Here is a 12,588-nt window from a genome sequence, read left to right as displayed (position 1 = left end):
AGGTGGCCGTCTGTTCGCTCGCCGCACTGGTGTGATCCGACGCCTCGCGTACGCTGATCACGCTGCGGTTGATCTGCTCGGCCACCACGCTCTGCTCCTCGCTGGCGGTGGCGATCTGCTGGTTCATGCCCTGGATGTTCGACACCGTCCGGGTGATCTGCCCCAGGGCATCGCCCGCCCGTCGGCTCAGCTCGACGCTCTGGTCGGTGAGGGTCCTGCTGCTGTCGAGCAGTGAGGTCACCTCGTCGGTGCCCTGGTGCAGGCTTGCGATCAGGTGCTCGATTTCCTCGGTGGACTGCTGGGTGCGCTGGGCCAGGCCACGGACTTCGTCGGCCACCACCGCGAAACCGCGCCCGGCCTCGCCGGCACGCGCCGCCTCGATAGCCGCGTTGAGGGCAAGCAGGTTGGTCTGCTCGGAGACCGACTTGATCACGTCGAGGATGCTGCCGATGCGCTGGCTTTCGCCGGCCAGGTGTTGCATCGAGGCCAGGCAACGGTCCATCTGCATTGCCAACTGGTCGATGCGCGCAATGGCCTCGGCCACCACCTGGTCGCCCATCTGCGCCTGCTGGTCGGCCTCGGTTGCCGCCAGCGAGGCATGCTCGGCGTTCTGCGCCACTTCCTGCACCGTGGCGCTCATCTGGTTCATCGCCGTGGCCACCTGGTCGGTTTCTTCACGCTGCTGGGTGATGCGCTCGAGGGTGTCGGCGCTGGCACCGGCCAGTTGCGTGGCGGCTTGCGACAGGTGCCCGACGCTCTGGTCGATACCGCCGATCAACTGGCGCAGGCTCAAGGTCATCTCGCGCATGCTGCCCTGCAGTTGACCCATCTCGTCGCGGCGCTCGACCGTCTCGACATGACTGAGGTCACCACGGGCGATGCGCGCGGCCTGGGCCAGGGTCTGGCGCAGCGGCTGGGTGATCTGCCGGGTGATCAGCCAGCCGGCCAGCACGCCCACGATCAAGGCCAACAGGGCCACGCTGGTCAGTACCGAGCGTGCAGCGGTGGCCTCGTGGTCGCGCTGGGCGACCTTCTGCTCGGCCAGGGTCAGGCTGGCGGCCCTGAGTTCATTGCCGCCGGTTTCCATGGCGTTCTGCAGTTGCTCCACCCGGATCGCCGCGCGCCGGTATTGCTCCAGGCTGCTGCGATACTGCTGCAAGGCCTGCTCGGGCCGGACCAGCAGCTCGCCAGGCAGACCCAGCGGTGCCAGGGCCTTGAGCATCTGCGCCAGGCTGGCCTGTGCCGCGTCGAGTGCGCTGTCGCCGACCTTGGCGAAGTCCTCGACCGGCGAGAAGGTGTAGGCGGGTACCAGGCTTTGCTGGTTGGCGCTGTCGACCTGGCGGGTCAGGTTGTCCATCACCCCGAGCAGCCCGCTCTGCTGGCCGTCGGCGGGCAGCCGGAGCAGGGCCTGGGTCTGCAGGTCGTCGATGACCTCGTCCAGGGTCTTGTCGCGCTCCTGCATGGCGTTGCGCAACTGCGTGCGGCTGTCCACGGCGCGCAGCAACTCGGTGAAGTCTTCACGCAGACGCTGCAGCTGGCGCAGTTTCTCGGTGAGCAATTGGCGCGACTGGTCGACGCTGCTGCGTTGCTGCAGCACGCTGAGCCTGCTGTCGAGCTGGTCGAGGATCTGGCCGATACGGGCCTTGCTGGCATCGTCCGAGAGCACGCGGAAGGTGATGCGCTCGGCGCGCAGGTCTTTGCTCAGGTCATTGATCTGGACGATCTCGCTGAGCTGTTGCGAGCGTTCGATGGCCCCGTCCAGGGCACGCCAGCCACTGACCGTGGTGGCGAGGGTGAGCAGCAGGACCACGGCGAAGCCGAGGGTGAGCTTGAGCCGTACGCTCAGGTTGGCGAGGCGGCGATTGAGGTATCCGAACATGGCGAGTCTCCGTCCATATGAGAGAAGGACCATGCTGTTGTGTGGCCAGCATGGACCTTCCGCTCATCGGCCGGAAGCGCGTGGGACTCGACCTGTAAATGCTGTGGGAAATATCTACGTAAACCGGGGGAATATTCCGTGTCGTTCCGCCCCGTCAAAGGCGGAAGCGCGCGACCAGACCCTGCAAGTGCGTGCCCAGCCGCGCCAGCTCGACGCTGGAGCTGGCGGTCTCTTCGCTCGCCGCTGACGTCTGGTCGGAAATATCCCGTACATTCATCACGCTGCGGTTGATCTCCTCGGCCACCGCGCTCTGTTGCTCGGCCGCCGTGGCGATCTGCTGGTTCATCGACTGGATCGACGACACGGTACGGGTGATGGTCTCCAGCGAGCTGCCGGCACGCCGGGTCAGCTCGACGCTGCTGTCGGTCAGCTCGCGACTGTTGTCCATCACGCTGGCCACGCGCTGGGTGCCGCCCTGCAGGCTGGCGATCAGTTCCTCGATCTCTTCGGTCGACTGCTGGGTGCGTTGGGCGAGGCTGCGCACTTCGTCGGCTACCACGGCGAAGCCACGGCCGGCCTCACCGGCACGGGCCGCTTCGATGGCAGCGTTGAGCGCCAGCAGGTTGGTCTGTTGCGCCACCGACTTGATCACGTCGAGAACGCTGCCGATCTTGTCGCTCTCGGTCTTGAGCTGGCCCATCGCTTCACTGGAGTGCCCGACTTCGGCGGCCAGGCGCTCGATCTGGGCGATGGCCTCGGCCACCACGCGGTCGCCTTCTCGGGCTTGCTGGTCGGCCATCAGGGCCGCTTCCGACGCCTGCTCGGCGTTGCGCGCCACTTCCTGTACGGTCGCTGCCATTTCGTTCATGGCGGTGGCGACCTGGTCGGTCTCGACTTTCTGGTTGTTGACCCCGGCGCTGGTCTGCTCGGTCACCGCCGACAGTTCTTCGGCGGCGCTGGCGATCTGGGTGACGCCGTCGCCGATGCCGCCGATCAGCTCGCGCAGGCCGTGGGTCATGCGCTGCATGCTGGCCTGCAACTGGCCGAGTTCGTCGCGGCGTTGCACCTGCAGGTCCTGGCTCAGGTCGCCGTTGGCCACGCGTTCGGCAGCGCCGAGGGTCTGGCGCAGGGGCACGACGATCTGCCGGGTGATGGCCCAGGCGGCAATGATGCCCAGCAGCAGGGCCAAGGCACTGGCGGCGCCCAGCAGGGTCTTGGCCTGCTGGGCGCCGCTGTTGCGCACGGCGGTCTGCGATGCGGTCATCTGCGTGCCGGCTTCCATCAGCACCCGACCCTGCGCAACCATGTGCTGCAAGGTCTGCTCGGCGGTGCTCTGTGCGGTGCCGAACTGGTTCACCGCATCGCGATAGGCGCCCATGGCGTTCGCGGCATCGTCGAGGCTGGCGGCGTATTCGGCGGGCACCCTGGCCGGCAGGGCCCTGAGCACGGCGAGCGCCTGGTCGATGGCATCCAGCGCGGTCTGCTGGAATTCGGCCTTGCCGCTGTAGGTGTAGCCGCGCACCTGGAAGCGCGCCTGCTGGAGCAAGGTGCTGGCCTGCACGATCTGCTGATAGAGGCTGATGTCGCCACCCTGCAACAGGCGTTGCTGAACCTGGCCGATCAGCGCAGCGGCCTTGTCGGCGCTGTCACCCAGCACACTGCGTGCGGCTTCACGGCGCTGGCCGGCCTGCTTGAGGTCGGCGAAGGCCTGGCGGTACTGACGCACGGCTTCGCGCTGCTGCTCCAGGCGCTGGCGGTCCTGCGGATGCTCGATCTGCCCGAGCATCATCTCGACCTGCTGCTCGAGCTTGCCGAGCGCCTTCTCCAGCTCACCGGCCGAGGCCTCGTCGCGGTTGCGTTCGTACTGCTGGCGGGCGATGCGCAGGTCCTGGCTGTAGCCGAGGATCAAGGAGATGTTGCCCAGCTTGTCACCGCGGTCGATCACCGAGTCCAGGCCGCGCCAACCCGTGGCGGTGATCGCCATGGTCAACAACAGTACAAGGCCGAAGCCGACCCCCAGCTTGCGGCTGACGCTCACGTTTCCCAGCGACTGGACAACCTTTCCGTACATGACGATCTCCCCGGCGACTCGAAAAGCCAGAATGTTCTTGTGTTGCAAGGCCATCGGCCTGACGGGGAGAAACTTGATGGGAGAATGCTGACTACTTGGTCAGAAAATTCGCGAGAGCAGTGCCGTGACCGCCGTTTCCACTCGCAGGATGCGCTCGCCCAGCTGTACCGGCGCCAGTCCGGCCTTGCCCAGCAACTCCACCTCGTAGGGGATCCAGCCGCCTTCCGGGCCGATCGCCAGGGTGACCGGGCCTTCCACTGCTCTCGGACAGGCGGGGTAGGGGCCGGGGTGGCCGACCAGACCGAGGGTGTCTGCGGCGATGGCCGGCAGGCGGTCTTCGACGAACGGCTTGAAGCGCTTCTCGATGATGATTTCCGGCAGCACCGTGTCGCGTGCCTGCTCGAGGCCGAGAATGAGGTTTTCACGGATGCTCTCGGGCTGCAGGAACGGCGTCTGCCAGAAGCTTTTCTCGACCTTGTAGCTGTTGACCAGGATAAGCCTCGGCACGCCGAGGGTGGCGATGGTCTGGAACAGTCGGCGCAGCATTTTCGGGCGCGGTACTGCCAGCACCAGGGTGAGCGGCAGTTTGCTGGGCGGTGGCTGGTCGAAGCTCACCTGCAGTTCGGCCTCGTGCCCCTCCAGGCGCACCACCTCGGCCCGGCCCATCAGGCCACCGATGCGCCCCACGCGCAGCTGGTCACCCAGCACCACGCGATGGATGTCCTGCATGTGGGTGAAGCGCCGGTCGGCCAGCACGACACGGTCGGCCGCGACGAAGTCGGCCTCCTCGAGCAGCAGCAGGTTCACGCCTGGGTCGCTGGCGGCTGGTCGTTGTGGTCGTCCGCCGCTTCGTCCTGCGGATGGCTGCGCTTGCGGATCAGCCCGCCGAACAGCACACCGACCTCGAACAGCAGCCACATGGGCACGGCCAGCAGGGTCTGCGAGAAGATGTCCGGCGGTGTCAGGATCATGCCGACCACGAAGCAGCCGATGATCACGTAGGGGCGGATCTTCTTCAGGTACTTCACATCGACCACGCCGATCCACACCAGCAGCACCACGGCCACGGGAATCTCGAAGGCCACGCCGAAGGCGAAGAACAGGGTCATGACGAAATCGAGGTAGCTGGCGATGTCGGTCATCATCGACACGCCTTCGGGCGTGGCGCTGGCGAAGAAGCCGAAGATCAGCGGGAACACCAGGAAGTAGGCGAAGGCCATGCCGGCGTAGAACAGGACGATGCTGGAGATCAGCAGCGGGATGGCGATGCGCTTTTCATGGCGGTACAGGCCCGGTGCGATGAAGCCCCAGACCTGCTGGAGGATGAACGGGATGGCCAGGAACAGCGAGACGATCATGGTCAGCTTGAACGGCGTCAGGAACGGCGAGGCCACGTCGGTGGCGATCATCGTCGCGTTGGCCGGCAAGTGCGCACGCAGGGGCGCCGAAACCAGGGTGTAGATCTGCTGGGCGAAGGAGAACAGCCCGGCGAAGATCAGGAAGATGACGGCAACGCACCGCAGCAGGCGGGTGCGCAGTTCGGTCAGGTGCGAGACCAGCGGCATCGGCTGGTCGTGTTCCGGAGTTTCGCTCATGGGGCTCGGGGCGGCTGGTGCGGCTCAGGGGTGGTCGTGGGCGCTGCGGGTTCAGCATGGGCGTCGGCGACGGGGGCCGGCGTTTCGCTCACGGGCGGTGTGGCTGTCGGCTGCGCGGGCGCTGCCTGCGGATTGAGGATGCGCTTGGCTTCCTGTTCCATCTGCAGGATGTGCTCGTTGTGCAGCTGGCGGCGGATGTCGTCGGCGCCGATTTCGCGCTCGACTTCCATCTTGATGCTGTTGAAGCTGCGCTTGAGCCGGCCGATCCACAGCCCCGCGGTACGCGCGGCGCCGGGCAGGCGCTCGGGGCCGAGCACCAGCAGGGCGACCAGGCCGACGAGCAGCAGCTCGCTGAAGCTGATGCCGAACATGGGTCAGTCTTTCCGTTGTGGCTCTTGGACCGGCTGAGCCTGGCCCTCGATGGTGTGCGGCTGGCTCAGCGGCGCGGTGTTGTGCGGCTGCTGGGTCGGTTGCACGGAAGGCTGGACCGGCGGCGGGGTCTGCTCGGCGGGCTTGCTCTCTTCTTCGTTCATGGCCTTGCGAAAGCCCTTGATCGATTCGCCCAGGTCGCTGCCGAAGTTCTTCAGTTTCTTGGTGCCGAACACCAGCACCACGACGACCAGCAGGACGATCCAGTGTTTCCAGTCAAAAATACCCATGTTCGTACTCCTGAAAAATATGTGTCGGCCTGTGGCGGTGGGGCTGCATTGCAGCCCGTTGCGGCACATGGCCGCGCCTACAGGGATCAGCGGGTCCCGAATGTCCGGTGTTCAGGCAGACGGCTGGCGCGCGGCCTTCTCGTCGTGCCCGGAAAGCCCGAAGCGGCGGTCCAGTTCGTCCAGTACTGCCTGGGGGTGTTGCCCCAGCGCGCTGAGCATCACCAGGCTATGAAACCACAGGTCTGCGGTCTCATAGATGACATCACTGCAATCTTTGCTCGCGGCGGCATCCTTGGCGGCGATGATGGTCTCGATCGATTCCTCGCCAAGTTTCTCCAGAATCTTGTTCAGGCCCTTGTGGTAGAGGCTCGCCACGTAGGAGCTGTCAGGCGCGGCCTGCTTGCGTTGTTCGAGCACCTCGGCCAGGCGATCCAGTGTGTCGCTCATGTTCAGTGCCCCGCGTGATAGATGGTTTCAGGATCTTTCAGGACCGGATCGACGGTTTTCCACGCGCCGTTCTCGAAGACGCGATAGAAGCAGCTTTCACGGCCGGTGTGGCAGGCGATCTGGCCCAGTTGCTCGACTTTGAGGATGATCACGTCGGCGTCGCAGTCCAGGCGCAGCTCATGCAGTTTCTGCACATGGCCGGACTCCTCGCCCTTGCGCCACAGCTTGCCACGCGAGCGCGACCAGTAGATGGCACGGTGCTCGGCGGCAGTCAGGGCGAGGGATTCGCGGTTCATCCAGGCCATCATCAGCACGCGCCCGGTCTGGTGGTCCTGGGCGATCGCCGGTACCAGGCCATCGCTGTTCCACTTGATCTCGTCCAGCCAGTCTTTCATCGTCGACTCCAAAACAGGCCCGCTCCTGCACGGGCCCTTTGCGCCTAGTGTGCCAGCCAGCAGCGCGGCTGGCTATCGGCGCACGATCAGGTAGAGGCCGGCGGCCAGCATCAGCCACGCAGGCCAGGCGGCCGGGGCGCTGAGGCTCGCGGCGCCGGCCGCGAGGGTTGCGCCGCCGCCGAGCAGGCCGGCCCCCAGCAGGCGCAGCGCCCAGTTGTCGCAGGTGCGGCGCCGCTCGGGCAGTTGCGGGTCCTGCAGGTGCGGCTGCGAGAGGCGTTCGAGCAGGTCGCGGGTCATGTCGGCCAGGTGCGGCAGCTGCTCGGCCTGGCTGTAGAGGTTGCCGAACACCGCCTTGGGGCTCATGCGCTCGCGCATCCAGCGCTCAAGATAAGGCTTGGCGGTGCTCCACAGGTCGAGGTCCGGGTACAGCTGGCGGCCCAGGCCTTCGATGTTGAGCAGGGTCTTCTGCAGCAGCACCAGCTGTGGCTGCACTTCCATGTTGAAGCGCCGCGCGGTCTGGAACAGGCGCATCAGCACCTGGCCGAAGGAAATATCCTTTAACGGTTTTTCGAAGATCGGCTCGCACACGGTGCGGATCGCCGCTTCGAATTCGTTGACCTTGGTGTGAGCCGGCACCCAGCCCGAATCGATGTGCAACTGCGCCACCCGGCGGTAATCGCGCTTGAAGAAGGCGATCAGGTTGCGTGCCAGGTAGTCCTGGTCTTCGGCGGTCAGGCTGCCGACGATGCCGCAGTCGATGGCGATGTACTGCGGGCTCCAGGGCTTGACCGTGCTGACGAAGATGTTGCCCGGGTGCATGTCGGCGTGGAAGAAGCTGTCGCGGAACACCTGGGTGAAGAACACCTCGACGCCGCGTTCGGCCAGCAGCTTCATGTCGGTGCGCTGATCGGCCAGGGTGGCCATGTCGGTGACCGGCACGCCGTAGATGCGCTCCATCACCAGCACTTTCGGGCGGCACAGGTCCCAGTACACCTGCGGCACGTACATCAGATCCGAGCCTTCGAAGTTGCGCCGCAGCTGGCTGGCGTTGGCCGCTTCGCGCAGCAGGTCGAGCTCGTCGTAGATGGTCTTCTCGTAGTCGCTGACCACTTCCACCGGGTGCAGGCGACGGGCATCGGCCGAGGCCCGCTCGGCAACCTTGGCGATCAGGAACAACCAGGCCAGGTCCTGGGCGATCACCGGCTTGAGGCCCGGGCGCACGACCTTGACCACCACTTCCTCACCGCTCTTGAGGCGCGCAGCGTGCACCTGGGCGACCGAGGCGGAAGCCAGCGGCTCGACGTCGAAGCGGCTGAACACCTCGCCCACCTTGGCGCCGAGCTGCGCCTCGATCAGTGCCACGGCCTTTTGCGGGTCGAACGGTGGCACGCGGTCCTGCAGCAGCATCAGCTCGTCGGCGACGTCGGTCGGCAGCAGGTCGCGGCGGGTGGACAGCAGTTGGCCGAACTTGATGAAGATCGGCCCCAGATCCTGCAGCGCCAGGCGCAGGCGTGCGCCACGGCTGAGCTCGCTGGGCTTGCGCGGCAGCCAGCGCCAGGGCAGCAGCAGGCGGATGCTGAGCAGCCACCAGGGCAGGGGCAGGTCGAACAGCAGGTCATCGAGGCGGTAGCGGATCACGACGCGCTGGATGCGCAACAGACGGCGGACGGCGAGCAGCTTCATGCGTTATCGCTGGAATCAAGAGTGTGGGAAAGGCGCTGGATGCGCGCCTCGAGACGTTCGATATCGACCTTCAGCGCATCGAGCTCGCTGAATGCCGCTTCGGCTTCGCGCTGCCCGACCAGGGTGCGCGATTCCTCGGCGAGGTATTCGGACAGGTTCTGGCTGAAGCGCGACAGGCCCTCGCGGGTCCACCGTGCGCGCAGGCGCAGGTGGCCGGCGATCAGCGCGGTGGGGACCGGCCCCAGCCAGCGCGCCAGTTCGTACTCCCAGTCCAGCTCCAGGTCCTGCAGCACGCCAACCAGATCAAGCAGCACAGCGCTGTCGCCATGCAGTTCGACCTGCGGGCTGTGCAGCACGGCGTTCTTGTCCTTGGCGAAGGCCAGCTGGGCCAGGCTGCCGGCCGGGGCGCGCAGGGTGCAGTCGACCTCGCCCTCCCAGTGCGCGGCAAGCATCAGGCCCTCTTCGTCGGGCAGGATGAACAGCTGCAGGGCCGGCTGGCGGCAGTCGATGGCAATCACCTTGCCTTCGAGCGCACCCAGGCGCGGCAGCGCCGTGCTGTCCATGCGCAGCACACGGTTGAGTCCGTGCTCGACGCTGGCGAGCAGGCCGGCCAGGAGCATCAGGGCTTGATTCCCCGGTGCACGGCGACGATGCCGCTGGTCATGTTGTGGTAGGTGACGCGGTCGAAGCCGGCATCGACCATCATGCTTTTCAGCGTTTCCTGGTCGGGGTGCATGCGGATCGACTCGGCCAGGTAGCGGTAGCTCTCGGCGTCGTTGGTGATCAGCTTGCCGGCCAGCGGCATGAAGGCGAAGGAGTAGGCGTCGTAGGCCCGCGACATCAGCTTGTTGGTGGGCTTGGAGAACTCCAGCACCAGCAGCCGGCCACCGGGCTTGAGCACGCGCAGCATCGAGCGGATGGCCTCATCCTTGTGCGTCACGTTGCGCAGGCCGAATGCGATGGTCACGCAATCGAAGTGGTTGTCGGGGAAGGGCAGCTTTTCAGCATCGGCCTGGACGAACTCGATGTTGCCGGCCACGCCGCGGTCGAGCAGGCGGTCGCGACCGACCTTGAGCATCGACTCGTTGATGTCGGCCAGTACCACCTGGCCGGTCGGGCCGACCAGGCGCGAGAACTTGGCGGCCAGATCACCGGTGCCGCCGGCGATGTCGAGCACGCGGTTGCCGCTGCGCACGCCGGACAGCTCGATGGTGAAGCGCTTCCACAGGCGGTGCATGCCGCCGGAGAGCACATCGTTCATCAGGTCGTACTTGGCGGCCACGGAGTGGAAGACCTCGGCGACCTTCTTCGCCTTCTGGCTCTCGGGCACGTCCTGGTAGCCAAAGTGGGTGGTGGGTTCGGCGTGGTCGCCTTTGCGCTGGTCGTTCATATCGCTTCACCGGAAAAAATTACCGCCATTCTAGGGCGAACGGGCGGATTTGTCTTGGCGGGGTGTGCCGCCTCGCAGGCGCGGGCATAATGCCGATCATGTCTTCATTGCCTGGATACCCGCATGACTCAGATCAGCGTCGAACGTAAACATTCCCTCGGCCGCGAAGCCGCCCGTGCCAAGGCCGAAAGCCTGGTCGACAAGCTCTCGCGCGAGTACGACCTCAAGGCCACCTGGAACGGCGACCGCGTGGATGTCGCGCGCAGCGGCGCCAACGGCAGCGTGCACATCGGTGACGACACCATCCGCGTCGAGCTGAAGCTGGGCATGATGCTGTCGATGATGAGCGGGACCATCAAGGGCGAGATCGAACGCGCCCTGGACAAGGCGCTGGCCTGAGGATCGGGGCTGCCCGACAGCCCTGGCCGTTCACCTTAGGGTGAGAATTCTAATTTCCCACCCTATCTTCATGCTCAAGCCCATATCCCAAGGGCAGTTCCTCCATCCACACCGAACCTGAGGTGCAGAGCATGGCCAAGTTGACCCTGAAAAAGAACCAAGACGCCCAGGACAGCACCCTGAGCGAAGTGCGCGGCTATGCGCGCAAGATCTGGCTGGCAGGCGTGGGCGCCTACGCCCGTGTCGGCCAGGAAGGTTCCGACTACTTCAAGGAGCTGGTCAAGGCCGGCGAAGTGATCGAGAAACGCAGCAAGAAAAGCCTCGACAAGAAGATCGACGCGGCCAACGGTCAGCTCGATGAGGCGGTCGATGAAGTGAGCCGCGTACGCGGCAAGGTCGAGGTCGGGCTCGACAAAATCGAGAAGGCTTTCGACGCACGGGTGGCCCGCGCCTTGAATCGCATCGGCATTCCGTCTAAACATGACGTTGAGGCGTTGTCCATCAAACTCGAACAGCTGACCGAGTTGCTCGAGCGTGTCGCGCGCAAACCATAAGGAGAGCAGGATGGCTGGCAAGAAGAACACCGAAAAAGAAGGCAGCTCCTGGATCGGCGGGATCGAGAAATACTCCCGCAAGATCTGGCTGGCAGGTCTGGGTATCTACTCGAAGGTCGACCAGGATGGTCCCAAGCTCTTCGATTCGCTGGTCAAGGATGGCGAGAAGGCCGAAAAGCAGGCGAAGAAAGACGCCGATGCCGCCAAGTCGGCCACCAGCTCCCGCGTCTCCGATGTGAAGGACCGCGCGCTGGGCAAGTGGAGCGAGCTGGAAGAAGCCTTCGACAAGCGCCTGAACAGCGCCATCTCGCGCCTGGGCGTACCGAGCCGTAACGAGATCAAGGCACTGCACCAGCAGGTCGACAGCCTGACCAAGCAGATCGAAAAGCTGACCGGCGCCTCGGTTGCCCCGGCCTCCCGTGCTGCAGCGAGCAAGACCGCTGCCAAGCCATTGGCCAGGACTGCGGCGGCGAAACCTGCTGCCAAACCGGCGGCTGCCAAGGCTGCTGCGGCCAAACCGGCTGCCAAGACCGCTGCGGCCAAACCGGCGGCCAAGCCCGCTGCCAAAGCTGCCGCTGCCAAGCCGGTCGCCAAGCCTGCGGCGAAACCAGCAGCCAAACCGGTAGCCGCCAAGCCTGCGGCCGCGAAGAAACCTGCTGTGAAGAAAGCCCCGGCCAAGCCGGCTGCGGCGAAACCGGCCGCCGCCAAGCCCGCAGCTCCGGCAGCCAGCGCGGCACCGGCAGCCAGCGCGGCAGCGCCTGGCAATACGCCGTCGGCACCGGTGAGCCCGGCTAGCCAAGGCTGATATCGCGGCTTGCGTTTCGCGGGCAAGTGGCAACGGCGGTTCGCCGCTGCTACTTGTCCGCGAATACCTCAGTGGCAACAGCGCAAGATCAGGCCCTACACGTCCAGATATTTCCCCGCCAACTGCTCCGCCGCCCTGCGCGCCGGTTCCTGCAGATGCGGTGCCACCAGCATCATCACCTGGTACACCACGATCCCCACATCGCCCTCGCGCCCCAGTACCCGCTGGTAATCCAGCGAGAACAGCAGCGTCAGCGTGATCTGCTCCACCAGTTGCCCCAGCGCCTGAGTTTCGCTCACCACCAGCCCCTGACTCTTCAGGCTGGCCAGCAATGCTGCCAGCGTGCGCTTGACTGCGGTGATGAGCCCGCGCATGCCACGCGCCAGCTTGGGCAGGCGACCGGTGAGGTTGGACAGGTCCTGGAACAGGAAGCGGTACTGGGCCATGCGCTCGACGATCAGGTGCAGGAACAGCCAGTAGTCCTCGGCGTCCAGGCGTACTTCCAGCGGCGGGTCGAGCAATGGCATCAGCTCTTCCTCGAAGCGCTCGAACAGCCCCAGCACCAGCGGCTCCTTGCCGTGGAAGTGGTAGTACAGGTTGCCCGGGCTGATGCCCAGCTCGTTGGCGATTTCCAGGGTCGAGACGTTCGGCTCGCCCTGGCGATTGAACAGTTCCAGGGCGCAGGCCAGGATGCGGTCGCGGGTCTTCATA

Annotated in this window: 14 protein-coding genes and 3 pseudogenes; 3 read left to right on the top strand and 14 right to left on the bottom strand. The window is 65.6% G+C overall.

Annotation, left to right across the window (positions count from 1 at the left end; genetic code table 11):
- Positions 1-69 precede the first annotated feature (69 nt).
- The 13 genes and pseudogenes from AC1TXO_RS24805 to ubiE form a co-directional block, all read right to left on the bottom strand.
- A pseudogene (locus tag AC1TXO_RS24805) lies at positions 70-640 on the bottom strand (methyl-accepting chemotaxis protein); the annotation flags it as partial.
- A 198-nt stretch (positions 641-838) separates the two neighbouring features.
- A pseudogene (locus tag AC1TXO_RS24800) lies at positions 839-1,879 on the bottom strand (methyl-accepting chemotaxis protein); the annotation flags it as partial.
- Positions 1,880-2,033: 154 nt separating this feature from the next.
- Positions 2,034-2,738, bottom strand: coding sequence for a methyl-accepting chemotaxis protein (locus tag AC1TXO_RS24795; RefSeq protein WP_486406904.1), 705 nt, complete (start codon positions 2,736-2,738; stop codon positions 2,034-2,036).
- Between the two features lie 198 nt (positions 2,739-2,936).
- Positions 2,937-3,863, bottom strand: a pseudogene (locus tag AC1TXO_RS24790) (methyl-accepting chemotaxis protein); the annotation flags it as partial.
- 186 nt (positions 3,864-4,049) lie between these two features.
- Positions 4,050-4,757, bottom strand: a complete 708-nt coding sequence (locus AC1TXO_RS24785; RefSeq protein ID WP_486404168.1) for a 16S rRNA (uracil(1498)-N(3))-methyltransferase — start codon at positions 4,755-4,757, stop codon at positions 4,050-4,052.
- Positions 4,754-5,545, bottom strand: coding sequence for a twin-arginine translocase subunit TatC (gene tatC, locus AC1TXO_RS24780; RefSeq protein ID WP_486404167.1), 792 nt, complete (start codon positions 5,543-5,545; stop codon positions 4,754-4,756). The genes AC1TXO_RS24785 and tatC overlap by 4 nt, the downstream gene beginning before the upstream one ends.
- Entirely contained in the window at positions 5,542-5,916 is a 375-nt protein-coding gene (gene tatB / locus AC1TXO_RS24775; RefSeq protein ID WP_486404166.1) for a Sec-independent protein translocase protein TatB, read from the bottom strand. Before tatB ends, tatC begins: the two co-directional genes overlap by 4 nt.
- A 3-nt stretch (positions 5,917-5,919) precedes the next feature.
- Positions 5,920-6,204 (bottom strand): twin-arginine translocase TatA/TatE family subunit, encoded by a 285-nt coding sequence (locus AC1TXO_RS24770; protein ID WP_054894793.1) that lies wholly within the window; start codon positions 6,202-6,204, stop codon positions 5,920-5,922.
- Between the two features lie 111 nt (positions 6,205-6,315).
- Positions 6,316-6,651 (bottom strand): phosphoribosyl-ATP diphosphatase, encoded by a 336-nt coding sequence (locus AC1TXO_RS24765; protein WP_486404165.1) that lies wholly within the window; start codon positions 6,649-6,651, stop codon positions 6,316-6,318.
- 2 nt (positions 6,652-6,653) lie between these two features.
- A complete protein-coding gene (hisI, locus tag AC1TXO_RS24760) occupies positions 6,654-7,046 on the bottom strand; it encodes a phosphoribosyl-AMP cyclohydrolase (protein WP_486404164.1) in 393 nt (130 codons plus the stop codon).
- Between the two features lie 72 nt (positions 7,047-7,118).
- Positions 7,119-8,729 carry a ubiquinone biosynthesis regulatory protein kinase UbiB gene (gene ubiB, locus AC1TXO_RS24755; RefSeq protein WP_486404163.1) on the bottom strand — a complete coding sequence of 537 codons (1,611 nt, stop codon included), beginning with the start codon at positions 8,727-8,729 and terminating at the stop codon, positions 7,119-7,121.
- A complete protein-coding gene (locus tag AC1TXO_RS24750) occupies positions 8,726-9,349 on the bottom strand; it encodes a ubiquinone biosynthesis accessory factor UbiJ (protein ID WP_486404162.1) in 624 nt (207 codons plus the stop codon). Before AC1TXO_RS24750 ends, ubiB begins: the two co-directional genes overlap by 4 nt.
- Positions 9,349-10,119 (bottom strand): bifunctional demethylmenaquinone methyltransferase/2-methoxy-6-polyprenyl-1,4-benzoquinol methylase UbiE, encoded by a 771-nt coding sequence (ubiE, locus tag AC1TXO_RS24745; RefSeq protein ID WP_486404161.1) that lies wholly within the window; start codon positions 10,117-10,119, stop codon positions 9,349-9,351. Before ubiE ends, AC1TXO_RS24750 begins: the two co-directional genes overlap by 1 nt.
- 123 nt (positions 10,120-10,242) lie before the next feature.
- Between ubiE and AC1TXO_RS24740 the strand changes: the two genes are divergently transcribed.
- The 3 genes from AC1TXO_RS24740 (at position 10,243) to AC1TXO_RS24730 (ending at position 11,877) form a co-directional block, all read left to right on the top strand.
- Positions 10,243-10,518: a polyhydroxyalkanoic acid system family protein gene (locus AC1TXO_RS24740; RefSeq protein WP_486404160.1), complete on the top strand. Its 276-nt coding sequence runs from the start codon at positions 10,243-10,245 to the stop codon at positions 10,516-10,518.
- 131 nt (positions 10,519-10,649) lie between these two features.
- Positions 10,650-11,072 (top strand): phasin family protein, encoded by a 423-nt coding sequence (locus AC1TXO_RS24735; protein WP_486404159.1) that lies wholly within the window; start codon positions 10,650-10,652, stop codon positions 11,070-11,072.
- A gap of 10 nt (positions 11,073-11,082) precedes the next feature.
- Positions 11,083-11,877: a phasin family protein gene (locus AC1TXO_RS24730; protein WP_486404158.1), complete on the top strand. Its 795-nt coding sequence runs from the start codon at positions 11,083-11,085 to the stop codon at positions 11,875-11,877.
- A gap of 95 nt (positions 11,878-11,972) precedes the next feature.
- Here AC1TXO_RS24730 and AC1TXO_RS24725 read toward each other — a convergent pair whose 3' ends face one another.
- The gene (locus AC1TXO_RS24725) at positions 11,973-12,587 is read right to left on the bottom strand and encodes a TetR/AcrR family transcriptional regulator (protein ID WP_486404157.1); all 615 of its coding nucleotides are present in this window, start codon (positions 12,585-12,587) and stop codon (positions 11,973-11,975) included.
- Between the last annotated feature and the right edge of the window lies 1 nt (position 12,588).

It is taken from the genome of Pseudomonas sp. FA117, from assembly GCF_057370475.1.
This window is presented reverse-complemented; position numbering and strand designations above follow the sequence as displayed.

Excerpts from the sequence above, each read along its gene's own strand:
- AC1TXO_RS24795 (WP_486406904.1), bottom strand. The coding sequence starts at position 2,738 with ATGGCAGCGACCGTACAGGAAGTGGCGCGCAACGCCGAGCAGGCGTCG.
- tatC (WP_486404167.1), bottom strand. The coding sequence starts at position 5,545 with ATGAGCGAAACTCCGGAACACGACCAGCCGATGCCGCTGGTCTCGCAC.
- tatB (WP_486404166.1), bottom strand. The coding sequence starts at position 5,916 with ATGTTCGGCATCAGCTTCAGCGAGCTGCTGCTCGTCGGCCTGGTCGCC.
- AC1TXO_RS24770 (WP_054894793.1), bottom strand. The coding sequence starts at position 6,204 with ATGGGTATTTTTGACTGGAAACACTGGATCGTCCTGCTGGTCGTCGTG.
- AC1TXO_RS24765 (WP_486404165.1), bottom strand. The coding sequence starts at position 6,651 with ATGAGCGACACACTGGATCGCCTGGCCGAGGTGCTCGAACAACGCAAG.
- hisI (WP_486404164.1), bottom strand. The coding sequence starts at position 7,046 with ATGAAAGACTGGCTGGACGAGATCAAGTGGAACAGCGATGGCCTGGTA.
- ubiB (WP_486404163.1), bottom strand. The coding sequence starts at position 8,729 with ATGAAGCTGCTCGCCGTCCGCCGTCTGTTGCGCATCCAGCGCGTCGTG.
- AC1TXO_RS24750 (WP_486404162.1), bottom strand. The coding sequence starts at position 9,349 with ATGCTCCTGGCCGGCCTGCTCGCCAGCGTCGAGCACGGACTCAACCGT.
- ubiE (WP_486404161.1), bottom strand. The coding sequence starts at position 10,119 with ATGAACGACCAGCGCAAAGGCGACCACGCCGAACCCACCACCCACTTT.
- AC1TXO_RS24740 (WP_486404160.1), top strand. The coding sequence starts at position 10,243 with ATGACTCAGATCAGCGTCGAACGTAAACATTCCCTCGGCCGCGAAGCC.
- AC1TXO_RS24735 (WP_486404159.1), top strand. The coding sequence starts at position 10,650 with ATGGCCAAGTTGACCCTGAAAAAGAACCAAGACGCCCAGGACAGCACC.
- AC1TXO_RS24730 (WP_486404158.1), top strand. The coding sequence starts at position 11,083 with ATGGCTGGCAAGAAGAACACCGAAAAAGAAGGCAGCTCCTGGATCGGC.
- AC1TXO_RS24725 (WP_486404157.1), bottom strand. The coding sequence starts at position 12,587 with ATGAAGACCCGCGACCGCATCCTGGCCTGCGCCCTGGAACTGTTCAAT.